We start from the raw sequence: 24,763 nt of genomic DNA, 5'->3' as shown, positions 1-24,763 counted from the left end.
CTAATTCTTTAAACCGAGTTTAACTATTTAAGTTCAACCTCAGCTCCAGCTTCCTCTAAAGATTTTTTAAGCCCTTCAGCTTCTTCTTTAGAAACACCTTCTTTTACATTACTTGGTGCGCTATCAACTACATCTTTAGCTTCTTTCAAACCTAAACCTGTAAGTTCTTTAACTAATTTTACAACTGCTAGTTTAGAAGCACCTGCTGCTTTTAATACTACTGTAAATTCAGTTTGAGCTTCTTCAACAGCAGCATCACCACCACCAGAAACTACTGCAGCTGCAGCAGCTGGTTCGATACCGTACTCATCTTTTAATATTGTTGCTAATTCGTTAACTTCTTTTACTGTTAGGTTAACTAATTGTTCTGCGAATTGTTTCAAATCTGCCATTTTTTCTATCGTTTTAAAATGATTTGTAAAAAATATAATTTATTTATTGTGCGCGTTTTGTGTAATAAAATTAGAGTAAGACTCTATTTTCATTATGCTTCCACTTCTTCTGTAACCTCTTCGCTTTTTGCAAATTGGTTTTGAAGAGCAGAAATAACTCTTTGTGCTGGTGACTGCAATAATCCAATAAGTTCGCCGATAAGCTCTTCTTTAGATTTAATAGTTGCTAATGCATCTAATTGATCGTCTCCAATATAAATTTCAGCGTTTATATAAGCTCCCTTCAATACAGGTTTAGCTGATTTTTTTCTGAAATCTTTAATTATCTTACCAGGAGCGTTTGCTATCTCAGAAATGAATATAGCGCTATTACCAGTCAAAACTGAAGGTAAATCTCCATAATCATTAGCTGAAGCTTCCATTGCTTTTGCAAGCAAAGTATTTTTAACTACTTCTAATTTTATACCTGCTTTATAGCAAGCTCTTCTCAAGTTTGAAGTTGTTTCTGCGTTCATTCCAGAAATATCAGATACATAAACAATGTTTGTACCAGCTAACTGTGCAGTTAAAACTTCAATCGCGATTGATTTTTCTTCTCTAGTCATACTAAAAATTTTTAACTGCCAATTATACTGCTTTAGGGTCCAAAGCAATTGCAGGACTCATAGTGCTAGTTAGGTATATACTTTTTATGTAAGTCCCTTTAGCAGCAGTTGGCTTAAGTTTGATTAATGTTTGAATAATTTCGTGAGCATTGTCAACAATTTGTTCCATTCCAAAAGAAACTTTACCAATTCCTGCATGCACTATACCAGTTTTATCAACTTTAAAGTCAATTTTACCAGCTTTTACCTCTTGAACAGCTTTTGCAACATCCATGGTTACAGTACCTGTTTTAGGGTTAGGCATTAAACCTCTTGGTCCTAAAATACGACCTAATGGACCTAATTTACCCATAACAGAAGGCATCGTGATAATTACATCAACATCTGTCCAACCGTCTTTAATTTTTTGTAAATAATCGTCAAGACCTACATAGTCCGCTCCCGCTGCTAAAGCTTCCGCTTCTTTATCTGGAGTAACTAATGCTAATACTTTAACATCTTTACCAGTTCCATGAGGTAATGTTACCACACCTCTTACCATTTGATTCGCTTTTCTTGGATCTACACCCAATCGAACTGCGATATCAACAGACTCATCAAATTTTGCAGAAGCAATTACTTTTATCAATGCAGCTGCATCTTTTAAAGAGTATAATTTGTTCTTTTCAATTTTTGAAGCAGCCTCTTTTTGCTTTTTTGTCAATTTTGCCATGTCTTTCTCTTAATTAAAAAGGAGAATCTCCTGATACAGTTATACCCATAGATCTAGCTGTTCCAGCAATCATACTCATAGCAGAATCGATTGTGAACGCATTTAAATCTACCATTTTATCTTCAGCTATTGCTTTGATAACATCCCAAGTAACGCTAGCTACTTTTTTACGATTTGGTTCACCAGATCCTGACTTTAGCTTTGCAGCTTCCAATAACTGGACTGCCGCTGGAGGAGTTTTTACAACAAAATCAAATGATTTGTCTTTGTACACAGTAATTTGTACTGGGCATATTTTGCCGGGTTTATCTTGAGTTCTAGCATTAAATTGCTTACAAAACTCCATGATGTTTACCCCAGCAGCTCCTAAAGCAGGTCCAACCGGTGGCGACGGGTTCGCAGCACCTCCCTTAACTTGTAGTTTAACTACCTTACTAATTTCTTTAGCCATTTTTTAAAAAATTTAACACTACAATCATTGGAAGCGATTGTAATGGATATTATAGATGTAACAAAAAATTATACTTTTTCAACTTGCATAAAACTCAATTCCAATGGTGTTTTTCTTCCGAAAATTTTCACCATAACCTCAAGTTTACGCTTTTCTTCATTGATTTTCTCAACAGTTCCATTGAAACCATTGAAAGGACCATCAACAACCTTAATAGTTTCTCCAATATTGAAAGGTATAGAACGAGTATCTGTATTTACAGCTAGCTCATCTACTTTACCTAACATTCTATTGACTTCAGAAAGTCTTAATGGCACAGGCTCACCACCTTTAATTTCACCTAAAAAACCAATAACACTTGTTATAGACTTGATAATATGAGGTATTTCACCTATTAGATTCGCCTCAATCATAACATAACCAGGAAAATAAACTTTATCCTTGATTATTTTCTTTCCTTCTTTTACAGTAACTACTTTTTCAGTAGGAACCAGAACTTGCGAAACATAATCACCCATCCCTAATCTTGCGATTTCAGTTTCGATGTATGCTTTCACTTTATTTTCTTGCCCGCTTACTGCTCTAACTACATACCACTTTTTAATACTACTTTCTGCCATAACAAAAAAATTACGCTTTTATCCAGTTAAAAAATCCAGCCAAAGCTTTTGCGAAAATTTCATCTACTCCCCAAGTTGCCAAAGCGAATAATACTGAGAATACAGCAACAACAATCGTTAGACGTTGCACCTCAGCCCAAGCCGGCCAAGTAACATTTGATTTTAATTCCTCAAATGCTTCTGATATGTAATTAACAACTTTTGTCATTCTGATTTAGTTTATTTGCACGGGCGGAGGGATTCGAACCCCCATCAACGGTTTTGGAGACCGCTATTCTACCCTTGAACTACGCCCGTCTGTTAATAAAAGCCAGTAACAACCTTAGAAGTTACCGGCTTCATAATTTATTTATAGGATTATGCTACAATCTCAGTTACCTGACCTGCACCTACCGTTCTACCACCTTCACGGATAGCGAAACGTAAACCAACATTTAACGCAATTGCACTAAGCAACACAACATCAATAGTTAAGTTATCCCCAGGCATAACCATTTCTACACCTGTTGGCAAAGTAATGATACCTGTTACGTCAGTTGTACGTACGTAAAACTGTGGACGGTAGTTATTATGAAATGGTGTATGACGACCACCTTCTTCTTTTTTCAAGATATAAACCTCTGCTTTAAAAGTAGCGTGTGGCTTAACTGAACCTGGCTTACAAATAACCATTCCTCTTTTGATGTCTTCTTTTTGAATACCTCTTAAAAGAATACCTACGTTATCTCCAGCTTCTCCTCTATCAAGGATTTTACGGAACATCTCAACTCCAGTAATAGTAGAAGTTAATTTTTCAGCTCCCATACCGATGATTTCAACTGGATCTCCAGTATTAGCAACACCTGTTTCGATACGACCTGTAGCAACAGTTCCACGACCAGTGATTGAGAATACATCTTCAACAGGCATCAAGAAAGGTTTTGCAACATCTCTTACCGGCTCTTCAATCCAAGCATCAACAGCTTCCATCAATTCAAGAATTTTTGGTACCCAAGCTGGATCATTATTCAATCCACCTAAAGCTGAACCTTGAACAACAGGACCATTATCTCCATCATATTCGTAGAAAGATAACAAGTCTCTGATTTCCATCTCAACTAATTCAAGTAATTCCTCATCATCAACCATATCCACTTTGTTCATGAATACAACCATTCTAGGAATACCTACCTGACGTCCTAAAAGGATATGCTCACGCGTTTGTGGCATTGGTCCATCAGTCGCAGCAACTACAAGAATAGCACCATCCATTTGAGCAGCACCTGTAACCATGTTTTTTACGTAATCCGCGTGACCAGGACAGTCAACGTGAGCGTAATGACGATTAGCAGTTTCATACTCAACGTGAGATGTATTAATTGTAATACCTCTTTCTTTTTCTTCTGGAGCATTATCAATTTGATCAAATGATTTTGCTTGACAGTAACCTGCATCAGACAATACTTTTGTAATTGCCGCAGTTAATGTCGTTTTTCCGTGATCCACGTGCCCAATTGTTCCAATGTTTAAGTGGGGCTTGTTACGGTTAAAATTTTCCTTTGCCATTTTACTTAATTTTTAATCTTAGTTATATATTAATTTCTATTTCCTACTTACTTGAGCCAATGTCGGGAATTGAACCCGAGACCTCTTCCTTACCAAGGAAGCACTCTACCCCTGAGCTACACCGGCAGAATCCTTGATGTCAGAACTATGATTTGAGATTTCAGATTCAAAAAAAATTTAAAACCTTAATTTCAATATCTACATTATTCCGTGGGGAGAGCAGGATTCGAACCTGCGAAGTTTACACAGCAGATTTACAGTCTGCCCTCGTTGGCCGCTTGAGTATCTCCCCTACTTCTTCTATTGTCAAACCGTTACAGTTTTGAGCCGGCGGAGGGACTCGAACCCACGACCTGCTGATTACAAATCAGCTGCTCTAGCCAACTGAGCTACGCTGGCGAATCAATAAAAAAAGTCCGCTATTTCTAACGGACTGCAAATGTAGAGATTTTATCTCTCAATCAAAACATTTTTTTAAAAAAATTTGTATTAAATGTGTGAACTTATTTTTTCTTTCCTTTTTACCAACAATCGTTCTAATGATTCAGCACAAAGCTCCACCGCTTCTTCAAAAATTTTACACTGCTTTTTAACTACAAAATCATCTCCCGGAACATTAATTTTTATCTCAGCAATTTTATTCTCTTTATCACTTGTCTTTTCAACTTTCAAAAAAACATCTACCGATACTACCTTATCGTAATATTTTTCTAATTTGTCCATTCTTTCTTGAACAAAATCCACTAGCTTTTTGTCAACAGCAAAGTTAACTGCATGAACATTTACCTTCATAATCATTATTTTTTAATAGTTAAACATTTGCGAATTACTTCTGATTCCTTGGATGCGAATCTTCATATACCTTTTTTAGTTCTGCTAAGCTACTATGTGTATATATTTGCGTTGACGCCAAACTAGAATGCCCCAGTAACTCTTTCACTGAATTCAAATCGGCTCCGTTATTTAATAGATGAGTTGCAAACGTATGTCGCAATATGTGCGGACTCTTTTTTACTTTCTCGGAGACAGCACTAAAGTAAGAATTTATTAATCGATACACAAAAGAATCATTTAATTTTAACCCTTTTTTTGTGAGAAAAAAATAATCGCAATCCGCTATCGTCAACAAAGAGGAACGCTCCTTTAAATACACAGAAAACTGATTTATAATTATAGGCAAAACAGGCAATAGCCGTTCCTTATTCCTTTTTCCTAGCACTTTAACCGTACCATTAGATAAATTAACATTAGCTGCTTTTAAATGAATTAACTCCGTTCTTCGCATACCGGTAGTATAAAACAAATCGACTATAAGTTTATTTCTTATTTCCTCAAAACCCACTGGATTTTGCACATGACTCAACGCATCCTCAAGTTCTTTTTCAGAAAAAGGAATTTGTAATATCTTAGGAGTCTTTAGCGCTTTGTGCTTCAATAGCGGACTCACTCCTAATTGTTTAGTTTTTAATAGAAATTTATAAAATGCCTTTAAGGATGCAATTTTTCTATTGACTGAGGCATTTGATATATCATTATCAACAAGAGAAACAATCCAAGTTCTAATTTGACTATAATTGACTTGCTCTATATTCTCTTGATCAAAATGAATCGTATTGAATGATTCGAAAGAAGTAATATCATTGCAATACGCCGTAACGGTATGTGAAGAATATTTTTTCTCCAACTGCAGATAATCCCGAAATGCATCTTTATTAGTAGCCATAAAAAAACCGTTAGCATCAAAGTTATAAAACTTTTAATGACTAACGGTACTTTATTCTAATAGATATTGACTAACTCTCTAAGTTATCTCTCATATTTTGGATATAAGCCGCTTTTTGAATTTTGATTCTATTGGTAACTGAAGGCTTAATAAAAGCAGTACGCGCTCTTAATTGACGAACAGTTCCTGTTTTATCAAATTTTCTTTTGTAACGTTTTAACGCTCTATCGATATTTTCTCCGTCTTTAATTGGTATAATTAACATAATATAGACACCCCCTTTCTTTAAGTGTGCAAAAGTAAACATTATTTTGAATTACGAGTCATGATTTATAGATTATTTTTGGGCGTACCGGCGGGCACCACTTTTATGATTCTCAAAACACATCTCAATCCGCCGTCAGGCTGTGCGTTTCAAGTCCTTATTGCATTCCGGGCTTTCCTCTTCCATCCTTCACGCAAAAAAAAAGAGCCAAGCTGCAATTTAAGACATCTTGACTCTTTATGTTATATTTTAGTTTCAAAAACTATGCTTTCAATAAATTTCTGGAGATCACTATTTTTTGAATCTCGGTTGTCCCTTCACCAATAGTACATAATTTAGAATCTCTATAGAATTTCTCCACTGGATAATCTTTAATGTAACCATAACCACCGTGAATTTGCACTGCTTCATTCGCGACTTTCACACACACTTCAGAAGAATACATTTTAGCCATAGCTCCCATCGTGGTAACCGGCCTGTGTTGTTGTTTTAAGAAAGCCGCTTTGTGCAACAACAATTCCGAAGCTTCAATCTCTGTTGCCATATCAGCTAACTTGAATGAAATTCCTTGAAACTCACAAATGGGTTGCCCAAACTGATGCCTTTCTTTCGAATATTTCAATGCCGCTTCATACGCTCCTTTAGCAATCCCTAATGACAATGCTCCAATGGATATTCTTCCTCCATCCAAAATTTTCATCGCTTGAATAAAACCTTGCCCTACTTCTCCTAATCTGTTAGCATCAGGAATACGACAATTATCAAATATCAATTCAGCGGTTTCACTGGCACGCATTCCTAATTTATTTTCTTTTTTTCCAGAAGCAAAACCCTGCATTCCTTTTTCGAATACAAAAGCAGTCATTCCTTTCGAATCTCCTTTTTCACCCGTACGAACAATTACCACAGCGATATCTCCAGAAATAGCATGGGTAATGAAATTCTTAGCTCCATTGACAATCCAAAAATCGCCATCTTTTTTTGCAGTAGTATTCATTCCACCTGCATCTGATCCGGTATTATGCTCTGTCAACCCCCAAGCACCTATATGCTCAGCAGTCGCTAATTTTGGAATCCATCTTTTCTTTTGCTCTTCATTTCCAAAAGTTAAAATATGATTGGTACATAACGAATTATGTGCCGCTACAGATAGCCCAATGGATGGATCTACTTTTGATATTTCTTCAACAATAGTAATGTACTCATGATATCCTAATCCAGAACCTCCAAGTTCTTCTGGCACTAAAACACCCATAAAACCCATTTCACCTAATTTTTTAAACAATGGCACCGGAAAAGTCTGTGCTTCATCCCACTCCATGATATTCGGGCGAATTTCTTTTTCAGCAAAATCTCTTATAGATTGTGCAATCATAGCTTGCGTTTCGTTGTAATCAAAGTTCATCGTGACAGTGTTTTATTTTAAAAGCTCAAATATAAGTCAATTATATTTGCTTTATCAACAGGAAATCCCTTAATTTTTGTTAAATCCTCAATATTCTTAATATTTCCTACCATACTTCTATAAGTCACAATTTCTTTAGCCAAAGTATATCTGAAATAATAAAACTGGGAAAGCTCTTTTAAAGAAGCATTATTAATATCTATTTTTTTAAAATTTGGGAGTACTGAAATTTTAAAATGAGTATTCAAATTTTCAATAACTTCAGGTGACAATCCCCATACCTCTTTCATTTGTTCCATGGAAACAAACCCTCCTAGACTTTCTTTTTGTTTTAAAATCCGCAGTGATATGGCCTCGCCTATCCCATAAATTTTCACCAAATCTTCTTTGGTCGCCTGATTGATATCGATTAAAACAATTTTTTCCTTTTTGGCGAAAGCCCGATCTGAATAATTTTTATATGCTTTGAATTCTTTCTTATTGTTTACCCAATCAGGAAATTTAAAAAAAGGCGCTATTGCATTTAATAACGAATCCGAAACTTTAGTCACGTTTTGAAATTCTTTAGAAGAATTGACATATTTATTTTCTTTTCTAAAAGCTAACAAGCGATCAATTTCCTGAACTGACATTCCTAGTTTATATCCTTTATAATCGGTAATAAAATTAGGATTGAAAGGATAGGTTTTAGAAAACTCTTTATAACTATCCGTTTTTATGGAATCAATTTGAGATTGCAGCGAAAGCCATTTCTGTTTCTCCGGATAATTTTTTATTACAGCACTAAAATCAACAAAAAAATAAACCAGCTGTAAAACAATGATAATCGCAAATAATAAAAAAACACCCGTACGTTGTTCCCGAGTAAACTTAAAATAAGTAAGAATAGTTTTATAACTCATCTGATGACTGCGTGTTGATTTATTTAAATAAGAAACCTAAAATTATAAATTAAATCAAGACACATCACTTTCTAAAGGAAAATATTCGATGAAACAGAAAATTTTATTTTGAGTTTCAACGTAATATTCTACATAAATGGATTCAACAAAGGTTTTCTATAGAATAAACCCTTAAAAAGAGTGACAGATTGTTTTTTTTATAACTTAAAACTAAATTATTGTTTTTATTTTTTATAAAAAAGAATACATTTGGAGCTTAATAACAAAAAAAAAATATAAAATATGTCTATTTGGAAAAGAAAACCATTAGCTCAGCTTTTAGCAGAGGCCGCTGATTCTGAAAAGGGATTAAAGAAAACATTAACCGCACCGGGGCTAGTTGCACTAGGAATTGGGGCAATTATTGGAGCTGGATTGTTTTCAATAACTGGACTGGCAGCATCAATGAATGCAGGACCGGCTATAACAATTTCGTTTCTTGTAGCTGCATTTGGTTGTATTTTTGCAGGTTTATGTTATGCTGAGTTTTCTTCAATGATTCCTGTCGCAGGAAGTGCTTATACTTATTCTTTTGCAACAATGGGAGAATTTGTTGCTTGGATTATTGGTTGGGATTTAGTTTTAGAATATGCGGTGGGCGCAGCAACTGTTTCCATTAGTTGGTCCAGATATTTTGGTAAATTCTTAGGCGGCTATGGTATTCACATAGATGAAGCCTACATGCTTTCACCTTTTGAAGGTGGAATAATAAATGTACCAGCCGTTTTTATCGTTATGCTAATGTCATTAATATTAATTAGAGGAACTCGAGAATCGGCATTAATAAACGGCATTATTGTTTTATTAAAAGTAACGGTTGTTTTAGTATTCATTGCAGTAGGATGGCAATACATAAGACCTGAAAACTACACCCCATACATACCTGAAAACACAGGTAAATTTGGAGAATTTGGGTTCTCAGGAATAATTAGAGCTGCAGCAATCGTATTTTTCGCTTACATTGGTTTTGATGCCGTTTCAACAGCTGCACAAGAAGCTAAAAATCCAAAAAGAGACATGCCTATTGGGATATTGTTATCATTAGCGATATGTACTATTCTTTACATCCTTTTTGCTCACGTAATGACAGGAGTTGTAAATTATCAGGCATTTGCTGGAAAAGATGGAATCGCACCTGTTGCAATTGCTGTTGAAGCAATGGGAACAGTTGGACCGGACGGAATGATAACACCTGCTTATCCTTGGTTAAACAATGCTATTTTACTAGCTATTTTAGGTGGTTATTCTTCTGTAATCTTAGTTATGTTGATGGGACAAAGTAGAGTGTTTTTCTCTATGAGTAAAGATGGCTTGATGCCAAAAGTATTCTCAGAAGTGCATTCTAAATTTAGAACTCCTGCAAAAAACAATTTATTATTTATGGTAATTGTGAGTCTTTTTGCCGCATTTGTTCCTGCAAGAGTAGTTGGAGAAATGACCAGTATTGGGACATTATTTGCTTTTATCCTAGTTTGTATAGGAGTGTTAATTATGCGTAAGAAAATGCCAGAAGCACCAAGAGCATTTAGAACTCCTTTTGTACCTTATGTACCAATTGCCGGAGTTTTAGTATGCTTGTTTATGATGGTCTTTTTACCATTAGACACTTGGATTCGTCTTATCGTCTGGATGATGATTGGATTCGATTTATACTTATTTTACGGAATGAAACATAGTATTTTAAATAAAGGAAATTTTAGTTTAGATAGTTACAAGACTGTTTCAGCATCAGGTTTAGGAATGGTATTTGCCTTAATTGTTATAGCATATATCAATCAATTAGATTCAACAGCAGAAGGTAGTTTCTTGTTTTATTTCTCTCTGATATTTGCTGCGATTCATATTTTTATTTACGGTTACAGTTTCAAAAAAACTAGATAATAAAAAGCGCTAATTAAAAAAAGGGATTATAAAGTATTTAAGCACTTTATAATCCCTTTTTCTTATTTATAGTATTCTACAAATCAAAAACTGAAGTGCGTTTCGCCCGAATTAAATCCTTCAAACGAATCCAAAAAGCCAATGTCAAATAAACGGCAAACCACAATCCAACAGTAACAAAAGACAAGTAAATAAAAAACAATCGCACACTACTGGCGCGCATTCCTAGTGTATCAGCCAAACGGGAAGAAACATGAAAACCGTGTTTCTCAAAAAAAAACTTAAGCTTGATTACTACTGACATCTTTTATTTTATTTTGTTGCACTGGTTATTCGTTTATTCTAAATAACAAATTTACAACATTACAGCAATCTCTGGTAAACAAATCCAAAATAACTGAATCAACTCTTTTTTAACAATTCCATTCCTACGGCACAATCTAAACATTTGCTTTTATTACAATACTCATTCTTGAGTTGCAATAAAGATTGTGTTTCAAAAGCACTTTTTGGTTGTATTCCAAAAGAACTAAATTTATCCATAACAGCATTTTTCTCAGGAGCGACTTCATTTAAAAGACGGATCAAATCCTCCGAAATTTCTTTTCCCTGACTTTTTGCGAAAGCAAACTGAAGCGGAATTATAGTATTTATAACAATCAAATCGATGAAAGATTTAGAAAGCGGTTTCTTTTTCTCCGGACTTTCTTTATCAAATTGATAATGATTTAACCAATATTCGGAAGCGGTCACTTGGAAAACTCCGTAAATATCTTTTAATGCATTTAAAGTACTTATTTTCGAAAATAAATTTTGCTGACTATGGTATAAATTGGCTAATTGAGAAAGTCGTATCGTAGGAAAATTATCGGGACGATGCTTGAAAAACTGGACTGGTTCTATACCCGTTTTCTCTATCTGATATTTATGTAACAAATATAAATACCTAAATTTCAAATCTTTAAAATAATTATCTTCTTTTTCTGAATCCAATAATCCCGAAGCTCCAAAAATCAAAGCTTCAAGATTCTCCACTTCAAAACTTTCTTTTCTAACTATTGAAAAAGGGATCGATTGGGCGATTTTTAAAAAGATTTCCCCATTTGTATTTAAACCAAAATTCTTAGCTAAAAGAGAAAACAAAACCGCTTCCCAATCTTGATTGTTTTGTTCCAATAAATCAAATATAGGTTGAGATTTCCTTTCTAAACGTTCAAAAAACAAACGCTCTTGCCAGTTTTTAAAAGCAAATTCATCAATTTCTTTTAGTTGCTTTTCGCAAAAAATCCATGATTTTGGAGCTATTAAAGATTGGTAACTTTCTACAGTCTCTTTCTCAACATAGTTTTTGAGTTCCAAAACTGGAATTTCGGTATTATTACTTCTAAAAATCTCTGTGTCATGTTCCCAAACTACATGCAAAATTACATTCTCATAACTTGCATCCTTTTCGTGATGATGCACATACCAATCCGAAGATTTAAGATGAATTTCAACGTTTCCAGCCCATTTTTGATTGTCAATAGTGATTTGAGCATTGAAAAAATCAGGACCTGCCAATTCAAGATATTGACCTACGTTGATAATTGTGACTTCCTCATTGTTGAACGTTTTTAAATTCAAAGTATCGAACTTCTTAAACTTCCAGAGGTAATGGAGAAAATCTTCTTTCATTTTAATCTTTTAGATGAAAGACTAAAGTAATAAAAAAACAGAAATGAAAGAAATTTATTTCAATAAATACAATTTAGCACAAGCACGAGCATCTGATAATGCTTCGTGATGATTCAATTGTATTTTCATTTCCCTGCAGCAATCACTTAATTTGGTCGGTTTTAATCCTTTGGCTTTGTAAATTTTTACCGTACATTCCCAACGAGAAGCGATATTCAAATCAGCATAATCTAAATTATAAAGTGCCATTGATTTAGCCAGAACATTTCTGTCAAAGCTTTCATTATGAGCTACAATCACTCTATTTTGGAGACGTTTTTGTATTTCAGGATATACTTGTGCAAATGATTTTGCATTCACCGTATCACGCGGATAAATTCCGTGAACTTGAATCGTAAAGGGAGAATATAGATTATTTGGCGGCTTAATTAAACTAACAAACTCATCTACAATAATTCCGTTTTCTACGGTAACAATACCTACGGAGCAAGGATGGAAAGCTGTAGCTGTTTCAAAATCTATAGCGGTAAAGGTCATTTTGGATTTGTATTTTATAAAACTAAAAAACCACAAATTTAGCGAATTAATTTAGTCAAATTCATGGCTATAAAAATTTAAATGCTTAAAATTAAATTATCATTTTATTAACACAATATAATTGGACATGCTAACTTAGCCATCACAGAAAGTTAAGAAATAATCTTAATTTTAACTTATGCAACAAGTGCGCAAAATTTACAACAAAGCTTTCAAAGAAAAAGAAGTTCAATTAGAGTTATGAAAGAAAAACATATCAGAACTGACCAGAGAGCTGGGAGTAACAGCACCACAGTTATTGTACAAATGGCGTAGAGAGTTCGAGGAATTTGGAGTGGGAAATTTTCCTGAAAAAAGAAATTTAAAACTAAGTCCCGAACAAGAAAAAATTCACGAACTGGAGAAAAGACTTAAAGATAAAGAGTTAGAGCGCAATATGTTAAAAAAAGCAATCGGCATTTTTTCCAAGAGCGGTCGATGATTTATAGTTTCATTAAAAACAATGAACAACTATTCCCGATTGAAAAAATGTGCAAAGTTTTACATGTGAGTAGTGGAAGTTATTACCAATGGAAAACACAAACAATCACTACAAGACAGCAACGAAAAATTGCCATAAAAGAAAAGATAATATTGATTTATTTTGAATCCAAATAACGATACGGAAGTCCTAGAATAACATTAGAACTTTGGAGTATTGGTTATAAAATTTCATGACCCGGGAGCTTTGCTCGAACAGGCGAAGCAATTACCGTATCAAAATATATCAAACAGCTAGGAGTACGAAGTTCAATATGCATGCAAAAAGTTTGTAAATATTCTTGATTCCTATAAAAAACAACCCGTAGTATGAGCCGCAAAGGAAATTATTAGGACAATACAATAGCGGAAAGCTTTTTTAAATCCTTGAAAACTGAATTGATTTATGAAAACAAACTGATTTCTAAGGAACAAATGAAACTAGAAAACTTTGAATAAATTTGGTACAACAGAAAAAGGAGACATTCTGCTTTCAATTATGCAACTATTGAAGAATTTAACAATCAAATTAATTACAAAAATGTAGCTTAACTTAATGTGTAGTTTCATTTGCAGATCCACGTTATGCAAAATAATAAAATAGGTCTAGATATGTAGAATCCTAAAATCAAACCATATCGTTGAAAAAAAACCTTGTAGGAGTATGCGAAAAAAATATTCCTTTCAAGTTTATTTTATTGACCCAATAATATCATATTTGGTAATAATATGGTGATTCCCATTCTCTAATTCAACCAAAACCGCATCGTTTTCTTTGGTAAATAATTTCGAAACTTCTTCAATTGAAGTTCCTAATTTTACGATTGGAAATGGTTTTCCCATAATTTCTTTAATAGGTCTATCCGCTACATCTTTATCGGCAACATAACTTTGAAATAAATCACTTTCATCAACCGAACCCACAAATCCCGTGACATCAATCACCGGAATTTGAGAAATTTTGTATTTGCGCATTCTTTCTATAGCATGTGAGACTAATTCTTCGGTACGAACAACAATCAATGGTTTATCGATATGATCTTTGATAACATCTTCAGCTTTTTTAATTTCCTCTTCCAAAAATCCTCTTTCACGCATCCAATCGTCATTGAACATTTTACCTACATAACGACTTCCTGAATCGTGAAACAAGACAACAACCACATCTTCCGGTTTGAAATGTTCTTTGAGTTGCAACAATCCTTTTACGGCTGCACCAGCTGAATTCCCGACAAATATTCCTTCTTCAAGTGCAATTTTTCTGGTATAAACTGCCGCATCTTTATCCGTTACTTTTGTAAAACCATCAATCAAAGAAAAGTCAACATTCTTTGGCAATATATCTTCACCAATTCCTTCTGTTATATAAGAATAGATTTCATTTTCGTCAAAAATTCCTGTTTCATGATACTTTTTAAATACGGAACCATAGGTATCAATTCCCCAAATTTTAATATTTGGATTTTTTTCTTTTAAATATTTTCCAACTCCTGAAATTGTTCCTCCCGTTCCTACCCCAGAAACAAAATGGGTAATTTTCCCACCGGTTTGTTCCCAAATTTCCGGACCAGTTTGCTCGTAATGGGCTAAAGAGTTGGATGGATTATCATATTGGTTTACATACCAGGAATTAGGCGTTTCCTCCGCTAATCTTTTAGAAACAGAATAATACGAGCGTGGATCGGTAGGTTCAACATCGGTAGGACAAACTACTACTTTTGCTCCTACGGCACGAAGAATATCCATTTTTTCTTTGGATTGCTTATCCGAAATCACACAAATAAGTTTGTACCCTTTTATAATGGCTACTAACGCTAATCCCATTCCTGTATTTCCTGAAGTACCTTCGATAATAGTTCCTCCCGGTTTTAGTCTTCCATCTGCTTCTGCATCTTCAATCATTTTAACGGCCATCCTGTCTTTTACAGAATTTCCCGGATTGAAAGTTTCTACTTTAGCAAGCACCAAAGCATCTATTCCGGCAACAACTTTATTAAGTTTGACTAATGGTGTGTTGCCTATTGTGCCTAATATGTTTTCAGCGTAGTGCATTTTATTATTGATTTAAGAGTCTCTGTTGTTATAAATTGCATTACAAAGATAATATTTTGTTACAAAAAAATACAGAATACTGGATTTTGTATACATTATTTCTTCGCTATACTTTTATCAAATAAGAGTTTTGTAAATTTCATTTAAAGCTACATCTTTACTTTCTTTTGTCAAGCGAGTAAAGACATATTTATAGCATAAAAAAATGACATTTTCCGTGAATATTGCGCTACTATTTTATTAATTAAAGAAGTTCCAAACCAATCCAAAACGGATTGTAAGATCCCGAGAAGGATTGTTAGGTGACGAATAGAAATTATTACCCGATAAGGAAGAATTAAAATGTTCTACTTTTATGTAAATTCTGGTTCTTTGAATCTTTGCATTAATAAAGAAATCAAGGTTTGGATAATTTCCAATTAGCTTTTTATTTTGAACAAAAAACTCACCAATTACCGGATTGTAATCATTCGCAAAATATTTTGTAAAATAGTTAAGTGAAACTCCCGTCTGCAAAAACAAAGCGTATTTTTTAAAAAAATAACCAGAGTAATAAAAGGTATTTCTTGTCAAAATTTCAGGCACATTTAAGACATTATCCTGTTGACCTACTTTTTGATACAAGACAGTGTTATCTAATGCAAAACTCCCAAATTTCAATTCTTTGCTCACTTTAACTGATATGTAATTTATCGTGTTCCCGTATTGTGTTGGAGCAACGATTTGAGTATGTGCCAATATTTGAGCAGCTGTTGAAACATCATTAAAATACAAATGATCGTTTAGAACTGAATACTGTAACGATGCATTAACCCAAGGGGTAATGGCATTGACGTTAACTGTATTTATTTTTTCATTCTTGAAATCATTTGACCAATTGTATTGAACATAACTACTTTGATTCAGGTTGTAATTATTATTGGGTAACTTATTGATGTTTTGATATTCAAATGACAATTCCGTTTCGTCATTAAAATCATATTTTACCTTAGCATCCAAATTAGATAAGGATTGATTGGTAATCGATCTTGAATACAAAAACTTACCGTTCCACTTATTTTTTCGGTATTCATACTGTCCTCCCACATTATTTATGTTTTGGCTTAAAGAACTTCCAACCGTTTTATCATCAAAAATCAATATCTGGTTGTAATAGTAATTAGATCTAAAATCCTCAACAAAAAACTGGAATTTCCCTAAAGTAGTGTTCTCATAAATTAGCCCTGCCTTATTGTACATTTTATTATAACGGGTTTGGTCATTGATTCCACTGTCTTTAAAAGAATCTCCAAATCTATACACCATCATTCCCCCCACAACTGAAGGAACGGTCGCCTGATTGTATTCGAAAAATTTATTTTCGTAATTAAACTGATGCGTTACATATAAATTATTAGCGCCTTTATTCGAATTGATTCTAAAAATATGATCCAAGAATATTCTTTTCCCTTTCAGAAAAGATTTAGCGTCTAAAAAATAGACCTCAAGTCGTTGTCTGTTTTTGTAATTAGGGTCTTCACTTTCGAAATCTCTGATTGTTGTAATTCCTCCATTTTCTTCATTTAGAATATCCTGAGATGTAAAATGTGCATTAGAAAAATAGCGTTTATTTTTAGTATTATAACTTACGGTGAATCTAAAATTTCCCGTACTTGACAATTGATTTATATATTTTCCCTCAGATCGTAATCCCCTGTAGGCAATAGAAAAATTAAGATTTTCAGATGTATTCAACGTAATAAACGCATCTGTCGACTGGCCTTTTTGCAGGGTCGTTTTAAAATATAATTCTGTTACGGGAGTAGCTACAGAGCTATATCGTATTTGGTTCGCTTCGAGAAAATTAAAATGTTTTGCTTTGAATCCAAATTCCGGTAAAGGCGAAAAATCGGTTAAACTATATTGCAACGTATTATACGTTTGTCCATCATTTGGAAAAGGCAAAAGTCCAAAAATATCTTTTCTTAAATAATTATGACTGTATTCTTTTTGAATGGTCAGTGAAGTATCAATATAAGTTGTATCACGATCCAAAGTAATCACCCGATACATGTCTATGGTAGCGACAGGTTGTTTCTTTTTACTTATTGAATCCGAGCTGTTGTATTTACTATTGGAGTCTAAATTTTTACTTTTTTCCTGAGAAAACAGCAAACTGGATAATGATAAAAAAATAAAAAAAAAGAGAATTCTCATTTGAAAGGGGTATAATTAGGCAATTATTTTTACAATTTTAATCAAGCAAAGATAATTTATAAAAACATATAAATAAAAAAACACAGCATTTTATGGGATTGTTATAACAAATAGAAAATTAACGGATTTTTACAGCGAAAATTTTATAACCTTTGTTAATTCAAAAGTAAGACGCTATGCTTTCAATTAATTTTTCGAAAATTATTCTGGAATCCGGAACCGATGAAGCAGGCCGTGGCTGTCTTGCAGGCCCTGTTACTGCAGCGGCTGTAATATTACCATTCGATTTCGAAAACGTAATCCTTAACGACAGTAAGCAACTTTCAGAAAAAATCAGAGAAAAATTAAGACCCCTTATTGAGCAACAGGCCATTTCATTTGCAGTTACGCATCTTGAACCTTTGATAATTGACGAAATCAATATTCTCAATGCGTCAATAAAAGCGATGCAGGAAAGCATTTTAAAGCTCAATCCCATACCTGAATACATTATTGTAGATGGAAATGCGCCATTTATCCATAAAAAAGGAATAAAAAACCGTGGAGGGAAAATTTTTACTACTTCTGAACTTGAAATTCTTAATTCTATTCCAAATACGAGTATCGTAAAAGGAGATTCTAAATTTATGAGTATTGCCGCTGCTTCGGTATTAGCAAAAACCTATCGGGATGATTATATGAACCGAATTCATGAAGAATTCCCGATGTATAATTGGAAACAAAACAAAGGATATCCCACCAAGGAACATCGTGAAGCAATTCGGAAATATGGGACCACTAAATACCACCGAATGACGTTTCGATTGTTACCGGAACAATTAAAATTAGAGATTTAGATTTTTGATTGCTGATTAACGATTTCAGATTTATCAAAAGTCGCGTTAAAAAGATTGGAGAAATGTTTCCGGATTTTTTCTTTCACTTCCTCTTCATTTACTCTTTCAACTCCAAGTTCTACATTTAAGGAAGTTACCGCCTTGCCGCTAATTCCACACGGAATAATATTGTCAAAATAACCTAAATCAGCATTTACGTTTAAAGCAAATCCATGCATAGTTACCCAGCGGGAAGCGCGCACGCCCATCGCACAAATTTTTCTAGCAAATGGAGTTCCTGCGCCTAACCAAACACCGGTTTCGCCTTCACTTCTTCCACAAGTAATTCCATATTCATGAAGCGAAAGAATAATAGCTTCTTCCAGAAAACGCAAGTATTTATGAATATCAGTAAAGAAATTTTCTAAGTCAATAATTGGATAACCCACAATTTGACCTGGCCCGTGATAGGTAATATCACCCCCACGATTGATTTTGTAGAAAGTCGCTCCTTTGGCTTCGAGTTGTTTTTCGGATAAGAGTAAATTGCTTAAATCACCACTTTTACCCAAAGTATAAACATGAGGATGTTGCACAAAAAGAAAGTAATTGGGCGTTTCCAAATTAGTTTCTTCTCTCCTGTTTTTAATTTTCAAGTCAACAATTCCTTTGAATAATTCTTCTTGGTATTCCCAAGTTGCCTTGTAATCTTTGTTTCCTAAATCTTTAAGTTGGATGATTTTGTTCATTTTTTTTCTAGAGGTGCCAAAGGTTTTAAGGTACAAAGGTACAAAGGTTTAAAATATGAATTTTGAAAATTAGACCACAAATCATATGAAAAGAACAATAAATGGATATTAATAATCTATTTTAAGAATTATTAATATCCATTTATTGGTCCATGGAATCGCGCAAAAAACTATTCAGACTTAGGTTTCAATTTGTGATTACAATAAATAATTAAACAATTTATAATTTTTTACCCGTAACCATCTCTGGTTTAAGGATTACTTTCGTCCATCCTTTTTCACGTGCATCAAAATGTTTATAGGCATCAGGAGCCTCATCCAATGAAAGTTCATGTGAAATAATCAATGACGGTTTCGCTTTGCCAACCGAAATTAATTTAGAAAGCTGGCGGTTGTACGCTTTTACATTTGCCTGACCTGTTGCTATTCGCTGACCTTTCATCCAGAATTGACCAAAGTCAAAATCCATGTGTCCGTTTTTCTGTAATTCTTCTTTTGATTTCGGATCTTTTGGAACAAAAACTCCAACAACTCCAATAGAACCAGTTGCTTTTACGGCTTGGACGAGTTCGTTCATTGTTATATTAGAATGCTCCGCACCATGTTTGTCACAACATTGGTACCCTACGCATTCACAACCCTTATCAGCACCCACACCATTGGTAAGCTCCAGGACCTGTTCTACAGCGGAACCTTTCGAAAAATCAATAGCAATAGCACCCAATTCTTCAGCAAGCTTCAGTCGGTCAGGGTGATTATCCACCACCATAATCTTACTGGCACCTTTAATGCTTGCCGAATGTGCTGCCATAAGTCCAACGGGACCTGCGCCATAAATAACAACTGAATCACCTGGCTTTACACAAGCCAATTCGGTTGCGTGATATCCTGTAGGAAAAATATCCGATAACATCACATAATCATTTTCCTTTTCAATAGCGTCTTCCGGTAATTTGAGACAATTAAAATCACCATGAGGGACGCGCAGGTATTCGGCTTGTCCGCCGCTGTAAGGGCCCATTCCAGCAAAACCATAAGCAGCACCGGCAAATCCCGGATTCATTGTGAGACAAAAACCGGTTAAGCCGCTTTCGCAATTTTGACAGTGACCACATCCAATATTAAAAGGAAGACAAACCATATCCCCAACTTTAATTTGAGTTACCGCTTTACCAATTTCGATTACGCGTCCCAAATTTTCGTGCCCAAATATCCTACCCGACTCCATATCGGTTCTCCCTTCATACATATGTAGATCAGATCCGCAAATATTTGTAGTGGTTACTTTAACCAATACATCCGTCTGTTGCTCAATTTTGGCATCCGGCATTTCCATGACCCGAACGTCCCTAGGTCCAAAATAAACTATTGCTTTCATAATATTATTTTTTAAATGTTTACTTAGTTCTGAAGTTGTTATTTCTTTTAAGTTTTGAATAATCCAAATGAATTGCAAATGAATTTTAAAAAAAGCTTAAAGTTAAAATTATTTTTTTAAATAATTAATTTTCAGATAGTTAATAAAATGTTGCAATTTATGAATGCTGAAAATATGTTTGAAAAGTGAGATGGGATGGTGTAATTATTCCTTACTTTTCAAAAATAAATACTTTCAGCAAGGTATTTTCGAAACTAATAATAGACTAAAGAAAATCATGACAAACACATTACTGAAAGCAATCCTAATCTTTTATCTTCTTTTTCATCTTTATTGCATTTTTTTCTACTTTAAAAGGAAAAAGAGTCGATAGCACGACGAAATTTAATTGATAATCCCTTAAATTTTGCTTTATTAAAAAATCCTTTTACCAAAAAAATTTAATCCCACAACTTACAAATTAGACCCTTGCTACTTTGCTTCTTATACAGTATCTTTGCGCTCTTAAAATCAGAATAAAATGGCATTATCCGAACAAGAAATATTACGTAGAGAAGCACTTACCGAATTACGCAATTTAGGCATTGAGCCTTATCCAGCAGCCGAATTTATCACAACCGTTTATTCCAGCGAAATCCTAGCCGATTTCGAGAAGTATGAAGGTAAAGAAGTTGTTTTAGCAGGACGTTTGATGGGTAAGCGTATCATGGGAAAGGCGTCATTTGCAGAATTGAAAGATGCAGAAGGACGTATTCAAATCTATGTTTCCAGAGATGATATTTCAACTGATGAGGAGAAAACAATGTACAATGTAGTTTTCAAAAAACTATTGGATATTGGCGATTTTATTGGGATTCGTGGAACGGTTTTCAAAACACAAGTAGGTGAAATCTCAGTACATGTTTATGGATTGACGGTTTTGGCAAAAGCCTTGAAACCACTTCCTGTTGTAAAAACGGATGCTGATGGAAAAACACACGATGCTTTTGCTGATCCAGAGCAAAGATACCGTCGTCGTTACGTGGATTTAACCGTGAACGATCACGTGAAAGAAACGTTTGTCAAAAGAACTAAATTATTCAATGCGATGCGTTCTTTCTTTAATGATAAAGGATATCTTGAAGTAGAAACGCCCGTTTTACAACCAATTCCTGGAGGAGCTGCAGCACGTCCTTTTATCACGCACCACAATTCGCTTGATATGCCTTTGTACATGCGGATTGCGAATGAATTGTACTTAAAAAGATTGATTGTTGGTGGTTTTGATGGGGTATATGAGTTTTCGAAAAACTTCCGTAACGAAGGAATGGACCGTACACATAATCCTGAATTTACTGCCATGGAAATATATGTAGCCTACAAGGACTACAACTGGATGATGAAATTCACCGAAAACTTGTTAGAGCATTGCGCCATTAGCGTGAACGGAACTTCAGAAGCGACTTTTGGAGAACATACCGTGAACTTCAAAGCGCCGTATGCAAGAGTTACAATGACGGATTCTATCAAACATTTTACTGGTTTTGATATTTCAGGAAAAAATGAAACCGAATTATTCGAAGCGGCAAGAGGAATGGGAATTGACGTGGATGCCACTATGGGTAAAGGAAAATTGATTGATGAAATTTTTGGTGCTAAATGCGAAGGAAATTATATTCAGCCAACATTTATCACGGATTATCCAAAAGAAATGTCTCCGTTGTGCAAACAACACCGTAACAATCCGGAATTAACAGAACGTTTTGAATTAATGGTTTGTGGTAAAGAAGTAGCCAACGCTTATTCTGAATTAAACGACCCGATCGACCAAAGAGAACGTTTTGAAGAGCAAATGAGACTGTCTGAAAAAGGAGATGATGAAGCTACCGGAATTATCGATGAGGATTTCCTTAGAGCGTTAGAATATGGAATGCCACCAACCTCTGGATTAGGAATTGGGATGGACCGTTTGATGATGTTCTTGACAAATAATGCTTCTATTCAAGAAGTATTGTTGTTCCCGCAAATGCGACCAGAGAAAAAACAGGTTCAAATTGAATTGTTGGACGAAGAGAAATTAATCATTGCTCTTTTGAAAACTAATGACAGCAAAATGGATTTGGGTTTATTGAAAGTAAAATCAGATTTGAGCGGAAAGAAATGGGATGCTGCCATGAAAGGTTTATCAAAACACGGACTAGTGAAAGTCGCTTTAGTAGGTGATAGTAAAGTGGTGGAATTGGCTGAATAGTTTATTCCGTTTGATATAATATAAAAAAGGAGCTTCGATTGAAGCTCCTTTTTCTGTTTTTATAACGTATAATTCAAATTAACACTCCAACGGTAATTCGCTTCAATTTTTGAATTGGATAAATGTTGATTGATGGGAAGCATCGCATTAACCCCGATAGAAAAGTCCCCTTTTCCAGCTTCAATCCCAAATTTACTAAAAAGGATATCACCTGAAGTATCCGGTAATTTCTCTCCATATTGTTTATTGGTTTCATAGACTTCTCCAGCTAAACCCAATTGTGGAACTAGTTTTACAGCCGGTAAATCAAAAAGATAAAACAGCGTACTACCATAATTAAATTGATTTCCAAATTGGTACTGCTTTTGGTTTTCGGTTTTAAAAGTATAATTCAGCATGGTGCTTAATCCCAAATTTTTCTTTTTTATGACATATTCAGAAACCAAAAGATAATCCCAACTGCCTGTTCCCACTTGGAAACTCTGGTTAACATTTCCGGTATTGTTGGCTTCGTCAAATTTCCCTGTTGGTATTTTTACTCCACCGCCTAATTGCAGTTTATGAGTAAAAATGGTGCTGTCTTTATGCGTTTGATATACGGAGTACATCGCCATAACGGAGATGTCGCCCAATCCTTGAATATTTTCTGTTCCAGTGGAACGTTCTCTATTGTGAAAATGATACGGAACCAATGCCGATATCTGGATTTTTTCTGTAATTGGAATTTTGGTCCAAATTTGGACCGTATTGAAGTTTTCGTCTATCCACGGCGAGTTGGCGAAAATCCCATCTCTGCTGGTATAACTTTGATTGAAATAGCGCAAGCCTACAAAATTATTATTCAACATAGAACTGAATCCCATACTACCTCCACTTGCTGAACAGCCACACGCATCACAATCATCTTCGAAATCTTCGAGTACTTGCATTTTCTGGAAAGTAAATCTCGAAATGCTGTCTTTTTCTATTTTGGCAAAAACAAACTGGTTTACAAAAAGAACTAAAACAATAATTAAAATTTTATTTTTCATGGTTTTAATATTCTGAGAATCGTTTATCGGTGAGATATTGATTATCGGTTAGTGTTTTTAGGAAGACAATTAATTGTGTTTTTTCAATATCAGAAAGCGGAATTCCTAAATTTCCGTTTTGATTTAGAATAGGGTCTAAAGTTGCGTTATTTACAACTCCGGAAACATAATGATTCAAAACGGATTCTAATGTCCCGAATCTTCCATCGTGCATATAAGGCGCTGTTTTTTGAACATTTCGCAAACTGGGCACTTTGAATTTATAATAATCCGTTGCTACTTGCGTCATTCGAAATCTTCCCACATCCTTTATTTGCGGATTGACTCCCAAGCCATTATTTCGATAAGAATTGTCAGTCATTAAATCCGTGGCGTGACACGAGGCACATTTTGAATTAAAAAGCGCATATCCAGCTAATTCCTCCGAAGTTAAAGTCCCACCCGTTTCAGTACGGCGGTATTTATCAAATTTAGAATTGGATGAAGTGACCATCAACATGAATTGAGAAAGTGCTTTCAGCATATTTTCTGTATTTATGGTTCCATCAGTAAATGCTTGCTGAAAAAGTTTTTGATAGGTTTTATCCGCTTTCATCATGGCAACAATTGCAGTCAGATTTCCATTCATTTCAATAGCACTTGTCAATGGAATAATGGGTTGTAAATCCAGATGCGTTGTTGCTCCATCGTACATAAATGCGGTTTGGTAACCTAGATTTTGAATCGGGGGCGTATTTCTTGTTCCTATATTATCACCCACGCCATGACTGAACGTATGTCCGTGATGTGTAAATGCATTTTCCTGAATGTGGCAAAAACCACAAGATACAAGACCGTCCGAAGATAATCTTCCGTCGTAAAATAATTTCTTACCCAGTTCAAATCCTTTCTCTGTTGGCGGATTTAACGCAATATTATAAGCCAAATCCGGAAAATTAGACGGCACTTCAAAATCTAACGGTTTATTAATATAAACATCATCTTGATCCGAACAACTGGACAGCAAAGTCAAAAAGAGAAATAACAGTATTAATTTGTACAT

Annotated in this window: 26 protein-coding genes and 4 tRNA genes; 5 read left to right on the top strand and 25 right to left on the bottom strand. The window is 34.5% G+C overall.

Annotated features, from left to right (window positions below):
- Window positions 1-23: 23 nt before the first annotated feature.
- The 16 genes from rplL to ACM55G_RS11240 form a co-directional block, all read right to left on the bottom strand.
- A complete protein-coding gene (gene rplL, locus ACM55G_RS11315; RefSeq protein ID WP_416844035.1) occupies window positions 24-392 on the bottom strand; it encodes a 50S ribosomal protein L7/L12 in 369 nt (122 codons plus the stop codon).
- Between the two features lie 92 nt (window positions 393-484).
- A complete protein-coding gene (gene rplJ, locus ACM55G_RS11310; RefSeq protein ID WP_416844034.1) occupies window positions 485-997 on the bottom strand; it encodes a 50S ribosomal protein L10 in 513 nt (170 codons plus the stop codon).
- 22 nt (window positions 998-1,019) lie between these two features.
- On the bottom strand, window positions 1,020-1,709 hold the full coding sequence (gene rplA / locus ACM55G_RS11305) for a 50S ribosomal protein L1 (protein ID WP_416844033.1): 690 nt from the start codon (window positions 1,707-1,709) through the stop codon (window positions 1,020-1,022).
- A 13-nt stretch (window positions 1,710-1,722) separates the two neighbouring features.
- Entirely contained in the window at window positions 1,723-2,160 is a 438-nt protein-coding gene (rplK, locus tag ACM55G_RS11300; protein WP_416844032.1) for a 50S ribosomal protein L11, read from the bottom strand.
- Window positions 2,161-2,228: 68 nt separating this feature from the next.
- Window positions 2,229-2,780 (bottom strand): transcription termination/antitermination protein NusG, encoded by a 552-nt coding sequence (nusG, locus tag ACM55G_RS11295; protein WP_416844031.1) that lies wholly within the window; start codon window positions 2,778-2,780, stop codon window positions 2,229-2,231.
- A gap of 10 nt (window positions 2,781-2,790) precedes the next feature.
- Window positions 2,791-2,988 carry a preprotein translocase subunit SecE gene (gene secE / locus ACM55G_RS11290; RefSeq protein ID WP_039109059.1) on the bottom strand — a complete coding sequence of 66 codons (198 nt, stop codon included), beginning with the start codon at window positions 2,986-2,988 and terminating at the stop codon, window positions 2,791-2,793.
- A gap of 18 nt (window positions 2,989-3,006) precedes the next feature.
- Window positions 3,007-3,077: transfer RNA gene (locus ACM55G_RS11285), tRNA-Trp, on the bottom strand.
- A 60-nt stretch (window positions 3,078-3,137) separates the two neighbouring features.
- Window positions 3,138-4,325 carry an elongation factor Tu gene (tuf, locus tag ACM55G_RS11280; RefSeq protein ID WP_416844030.1) on the bottom strand — a complete coding sequence of 396 codons (1,188 nt, stop codon included), beginning with the start codon at window positions 4,323-4,325 and terminating at the stop codon, window positions 3,138-3,140.
- Window positions 4,326-4,379: 54 nt separating this feature from the next.
- A tRNA-Thr gene (locus tag ACM55G_RS11275) sits at window positions 4,380-4,451 on the bottom strand.
- Between the two features lie 85 nt (window positions 4,452-4,536).
- A tRNA-Tyr gene (locus ACM55G_RS11270) sits at window positions 4,537-4,617 on the bottom strand.
- A gap of 33 nt (window positions 4,618-4,650) precedes the next feature.
- Window positions 4,651-4,724: transfer RNA gene (locus ACM55G_RS11265), tRNA-Thr, on the bottom strand.
- A 90-nt stretch (window positions 4,725-4,814) separates the two neighbouring features.
- Window positions 4,815-5,117, bottom strand: coding sequence for a ribosome hibernation-promoting factor, HPF/YfiA family (gene hpf, locus ACM55G_RS11260; RefSeq protein ID WP_416844029.1), 303 nt, complete (start codon window positions 5,115-5,117; stop codon window positions 4,815-4,817).
- Window positions 5,118-5,151: 34 nt separating this feature from the next.
- A complete protein-coding gene (locus ACM55G_RS11255) occupies window positions 5,152-6,048 on the bottom strand; it encodes a tyrosine-type recombinase/integrase (RefSeq protein WP_416844028.1) in 897 nt (298 codons plus the stop codon).
- A gap of 70 nt (window positions 6,049-6,118) precedes the next feature.
- Entirely contained in the window at window positions 6,119-6,313 is a 195-nt protein-coding gene (gene rpsU, locus ACM55G_RS11250) for a 30S ribosomal protein S21 (protein ID WP_035670421.1), read from the bottom strand.
- A 262-nt stretch (window positions 6,314-6,575) separates the two neighbouring features.
- On the bottom strand, window positions 6,576-7,718 hold the full coding sequence (locus ACM55G_RS11245) for an acyl-CoA dehydrogenase family protein (protein WP_416844027.1): 1,143 nt from the start codon (window positions 7,716-7,718) through the stop codon (window positions 6,576-6,578).
- Between the two features lie 17 nt (window positions 7,719-7,735).
- Entirely contained in the window at window positions 7,736-8,620 is an 885-nt protein-coding gene (locus ACM55G_RS11240; RefSeq protein WP_416844026.1) for a ComEA family DNA-binding protein, read from the bottom strand.
- A gap of 282 nt (window positions 8,621-8,902) precedes the next feature.
- Between ACM55G_RS11240 and ACM55G_RS11235 the strand changes: the two genes are divergently transcribed.
- Window positions 8,903-10,540 (top strand): amino acid permease, encoded by a 1,638-nt coding sequence (locus ACM55G_RS11235; RefSeq protein WP_416844025.1) that lies wholly within the window; start codon window positions 8,903-8,905, stop codon window positions 10,538-10,540.
- A 76-nt stretch (window positions 10,541-10,616) separates the two neighbouring features.
- Here the strand turns inward: ACM55G_RS11235 and ACM55G_RS11230 are convergent, their stop codons facing one another.
- From ACM55G_RS11230 to ACM55G_RS11220, 3 genes are all read right to left on the bottom strand, one after another.
- Window positions 10,617-10,844: a PspC family transcriptional regulator gene (locus ACM55G_RS11230; RefSeq protein ID WP_099714538.1), complete on the bottom strand. Its 228-nt coding sequence runs from the start codon at window positions 10,842-10,844 to the stop codon at window positions 10,617-10,619.
- A gap of 98 nt (window positions 10,845-10,942) precedes the next feature.
- Entirely contained in the window at window positions 10,943-12,214 is a 1,272-nt protein-coding gene (locus tag ACM55G_RS11225) for a DUF2851 family protein (protein ID WP_416844024.1), read from the bottom strand.
- Window positions 12,215-12,268: 54 nt separating this feature from the next.
- Window positions 12,269-12,751 (bottom strand): 3'-5' exonuclease, encoded by a 483-nt coding sequence (locus tag ACM55G_RS11220; RefSeq protein ID WP_416844023.1) that lies wholly within the window; start codon window positions 12,749-12,751, stop codon window positions 12,269-12,271.
- Between the two features lie 298 nt (window positions 12,752-13,049).
- On the opposite strand from ACM55G_RS11220, the gene ACM55G_RS11215 reads away from it, so the two are divergent.
- The gene (locus ACM55G_RS11215; RefSeq protein WP_416844022.1) at window positions 13,050-13,232 is read left to right on the top strand and encodes a transposase; all 183 of its coding nucleotides are present in this window, start codon (window positions 13,050-13,052) and stop codon (window positions 13,230-13,232) included.
- A gap of 425 nt (window positions 13,233-13,657) precedes the next feature.
- Window positions 13,658-13,729, top strand: a complete 72-nt coding sequence (locus tag ACM55G_RS11210) for a hypothetical protein (RefSeq protein ID WP_416844185.1) — start codon at window positions 13,658-13,660, stop codon at window positions 13,727-13,729.
- Window positions 13,730-13,960: 231 nt separating this feature from the next.
- On the opposite strand, the gene ACM55G_RS11205 is transcribed toward ACM55G_RS11210, so the two are convergent.
- Window positions 13,961-15,322: a pyridoxal-phosphate dependent enzyme gene (locus ACM55G_RS11205; protein ID WP_416844021.1), complete on the bottom strand. Its 1,362-nt coding sequence runs from the start codon at window positions 15,320-15,322 to the stop codon at window positions 13,961-13,963.
- Between the two features lie 240 nt (window positions 15,323-15,562).
- Window positions 15,563-17,518: a putative porin gene (locus ACM55G_RS11200; RefSeq protein WP_416844020.1), complete on the bottom strand. Its 1,956-nt coding sequence runs from the start codon at window positions 17,516-17,518 to the stop codon at window positions 15,563-15,565.
- A 176-nt stretch (window positions 17,519-17,694) separates the two neighbouring features.
- On the opposite strand from ACM55G_RS11200, the gene ACM55G_RS11195 reads away from it, so the two are divergent.
- Complete coding sequence (locus ACM55G_RS11195; protein WP_416844019.1) at window positions 17,695-18,354, top strand: ribonuclease HII; 660 nt, start codon at window positions 17,695-17,697, stop codon at window positions 18,352-18,354.
- Here ACM55G_RS11195 and lipB read toward each other — a convergent pair.
- Together lipB and ACM55G_RS11185 are read right to left on the bottom strand one after the other, a co-directional pair.
- Complete coding sequence (gene lipB / locus ACM55G_RS11190) at window positions 18,351-19,082, bottom strand: lipoyl(octanoyl) transferase LipB (protein ID WP_416844018.1); 732 nt, start codon at window positions 19,080-19,082, stop codon at window positions 18,351-18,353. The two genes, ACM55G_RS11195 and lipB, sit on opposite strands and share 4 nt — an antisense overlap.
- A gap of 220 nt (window positions 19,083-19,302) precedes the next feature.
- Window positions 19,303-20,460, bottom strand: a complete 1,158-nt coding sequence (locus ACM55G_RS11185; protein ID WP_416844017.1) for a glutathione-independent formaldehyde dehydrogenase — start codon at window positions 20,458-20,460, stop codon at window positions 19,303-19,305.
- Window positions 20,461-20,980: 520 nt separating this feature from the next.
- Between ACM55G_RS11185 and lysS the strand changes: the two genes are divergently transcribed.
- Window positions 20,981-22,690: a lysine--tRNA ligase gene (gene lysS, locus ACM55G_RS11180; RefSeq protein ID WP_416844016.1), complete on the top strand. Its 1,710-nt coding sequence runs from the start codon at window positions 20,981-20,983 to the stop codon at window positions 22,688-22,690.
- A gap of 59 nt (window positions 22,691-22,749) precedes the next feature.
- On the opposite strand, the gene ACM55G_RS11175 is transcribed toward lysS, so the two are convergent.
- A complete protein-coding gene (locus ACM55G_RS11175) occupies window positions 22,750-23,721 on the bottom strand; it encodes a transporter (protein ID WP_416844015.1) in 972 nt (323 codons plus the stop codon).
- A 4-nt stretch (window positions 23,722-23,725) separates the two neighbouring features.
- The gene (locus ACM55G_RS11170) at window positions 23,726-24,763 is read right to left on the bottom strand and encodes a cytochrome-c peroxidase (RefSeq protein ID WP_416844014.1); all 1,038 of its coding nucleotides are present in this window, start codon (window positions 24,761-24,763) and stop codon (window positions 23,726-23,728) included.

Origin of the sequence: Flavobacterium algoriphilum, assembly GCF_048158655.1 — a bacterium.
Taxonomy (GTDB): domain Bacteria; phylum Bacteroidota; class Bacteroidia; order Flavobacteriales; family Flavobacteriaceae; genus Flavobacterium; species Flavobacterium algoriphilum.
Note: the sequence above shows the minus strand (reverse complement) of the source record. Positions and strands in the feature narration are given on the sequence as shown.

Excerpts from the sequence above, each read along its gene's own strand:
- rplL (WP_416844035.1), bottom strand. The coding sequence starts at position 392 with ATGGCAGATTTGAAACAATTCGCAGAACAATTAGTTAACCTAACAGTA.
- rplJ (WP_416844034.1), bottom strand. The coding sequence starts at position 997 with ATGACTAGAGAAGAAAAATCAATCGCGATTGAAGTTTTAACTGCACAG.
- rplA (WP_416844033.1), bottom strand. The coding sequence starts at position 1,709 with ATGGCAAAATTGACAAAAAAGCAAAAAGAGGCTGCTTCAAAAATTGAA.
- rplK (WP_416844032.1), bottom strand. The coding sequence starts at position 2,160 with ATGGCTAAAGAAATTAGTAAGGTAGTTAAACTACAAGTTAAGGGAGGT.
- nusG (WP_416844031.1), bottom strand. The coding sequence starts at position 2,780 with ATGGCAGAAAGTAGTATTAAAAAGTGGTATGTAGTTAGAGCAGTAAGC.
- secE (WP_039109059.1), bottom strand. The coding sequence starts at position 2,988 with ATGACAAAAGTTGTTAATTACATATCAGAAGCATTTGAGGAATTAAAA.
- tuf (WP_416844030.1), bottom strand. The coding sequence starts at position 4,325 with ATGGCAAAGGAAAATTTTAACCGTAACAAGCCCCACTTAAACATTGGA.
- hpf (WP_416844029.1), bottom strand. The coding sequence starts at position 5,117 with ATGAAGGTAAATGTTCATGCAGTTAACTTTGCTGTTGACAAAAAGCTA.
- ACM55G_RS11255 (WP_416844028.1), bottom strand. The coding sequence starts at position 6,048 with ATGGCTACTAATAAAGATGCATTTCGGGATTATCTGCAGTTGGAGAAA.
- rpsU (WP_035670421.1), bottom strand. The coding sequence starts at position 6,313 with ATGTTAATTATACCAATTAAAGACGGAGAAAATATCGATAGAGCGTTA.
- ACM55G_RS11245 (WP_416844027.1), bottom strand. The coding sequence starts at position 7,718 with ATGAACTTTGATTACAACGAAACGCAAGCTATGATTGCACAATCTATA.
- ACM55G_RS11240 (WP_416844026.1), bottom strand. The coding sequence starts at position 8,620 with ATGAGTTATAAAACTATTCTTACTTATTTTAAGTTTACTCGGGAACAA.
- ACM55G_RS11235 (WP_416844025.1), top strand. The coding sequence starts at position 8,903 with ATGTCTATTTGGAAAAGAAAACCATTAGCTCAGCTTTTAGCAGAGGCC.
- ACM55G_RS11230 (WP_099714538.1), bottom strand. The coding sequence starts at position 10,844 with ATGTCAGTAGTAATCAAGCTTAAGTTTTTTTTTGAGAAACACGGTTTT.
- ACM55G_RS11225 (WP_416844024.1), bottom strand. The coding sequence starts at position 12,214 with ATGAAAGAAGATTTTCTCCATTACCTCTGGAAGTTTAAGAAGTTCGAT.
- ACM55G_RS11220 (WP_416844023.1), bottom strand. The coding sequence starts at position 12,751 with ATGACCTTTACCGCTATAGATTTTGAAACAGCTACAGCTTTCCATCCT.
- ACM55G_RS11205 (WP_416844021.1), bottom strand. The coding sequence starts at position 15,322 with ATGCACTACGCTGAAAACATATTAGGCACAATAGGCAACACACCATTA.
- ACM55G_RS11200 (WP_416844020.1), bottom strand. The coding sequence starts at position 17,518 with ATGAGAATTCTCTTTTTTTTTATTTTTTTATCATTATCCAGTTTGCTG.
- ACM55G_RS11195 (WP_416844019.1), top strand. The coding sequence starts at position 17,695 with ATGCTTTCAATTAATTTTTCGAAAATTATTCTGGAATCCGGAACCGAT.
- lipB (WP_416844018.1), bottom strand. The coding sequence starts at position 19,082 with ATGAACAAAATCATCCAACTTAAAGATTTAGGAAACAAAGATTACAAG.
- ACM55G_RS11185 (WP_416844017.1), bottom strand. The coding sequence starts at position 20,460 with ATGAAAGCAATAGTTTATTTTGGACCTAGGGACGTTCGGGTCATGGAA.
- lysS (WP_416844016.1), top strand. The coding sequence starts at position 20,981 with ATGGCATTATCCGAACAAGAAATATTACGTAGAGAAGCACTTACCGAA.
- ACM55G_RS11175 (WP_416844015.1), bottom strand. The coding sequence starts at position 23,721 with ATGAAAAATAAAATTTTAATTATTGTTTTAGTTCTTTTTGTAAACCAG.
- ACM55G_RS11170 (WP_416844014.1), bottom strand. The coding sequence starts at position 24,763 with ATGTACAAATTAATACTGTTATTTCTCTTTTTGACTTTGCTGTCCAGT.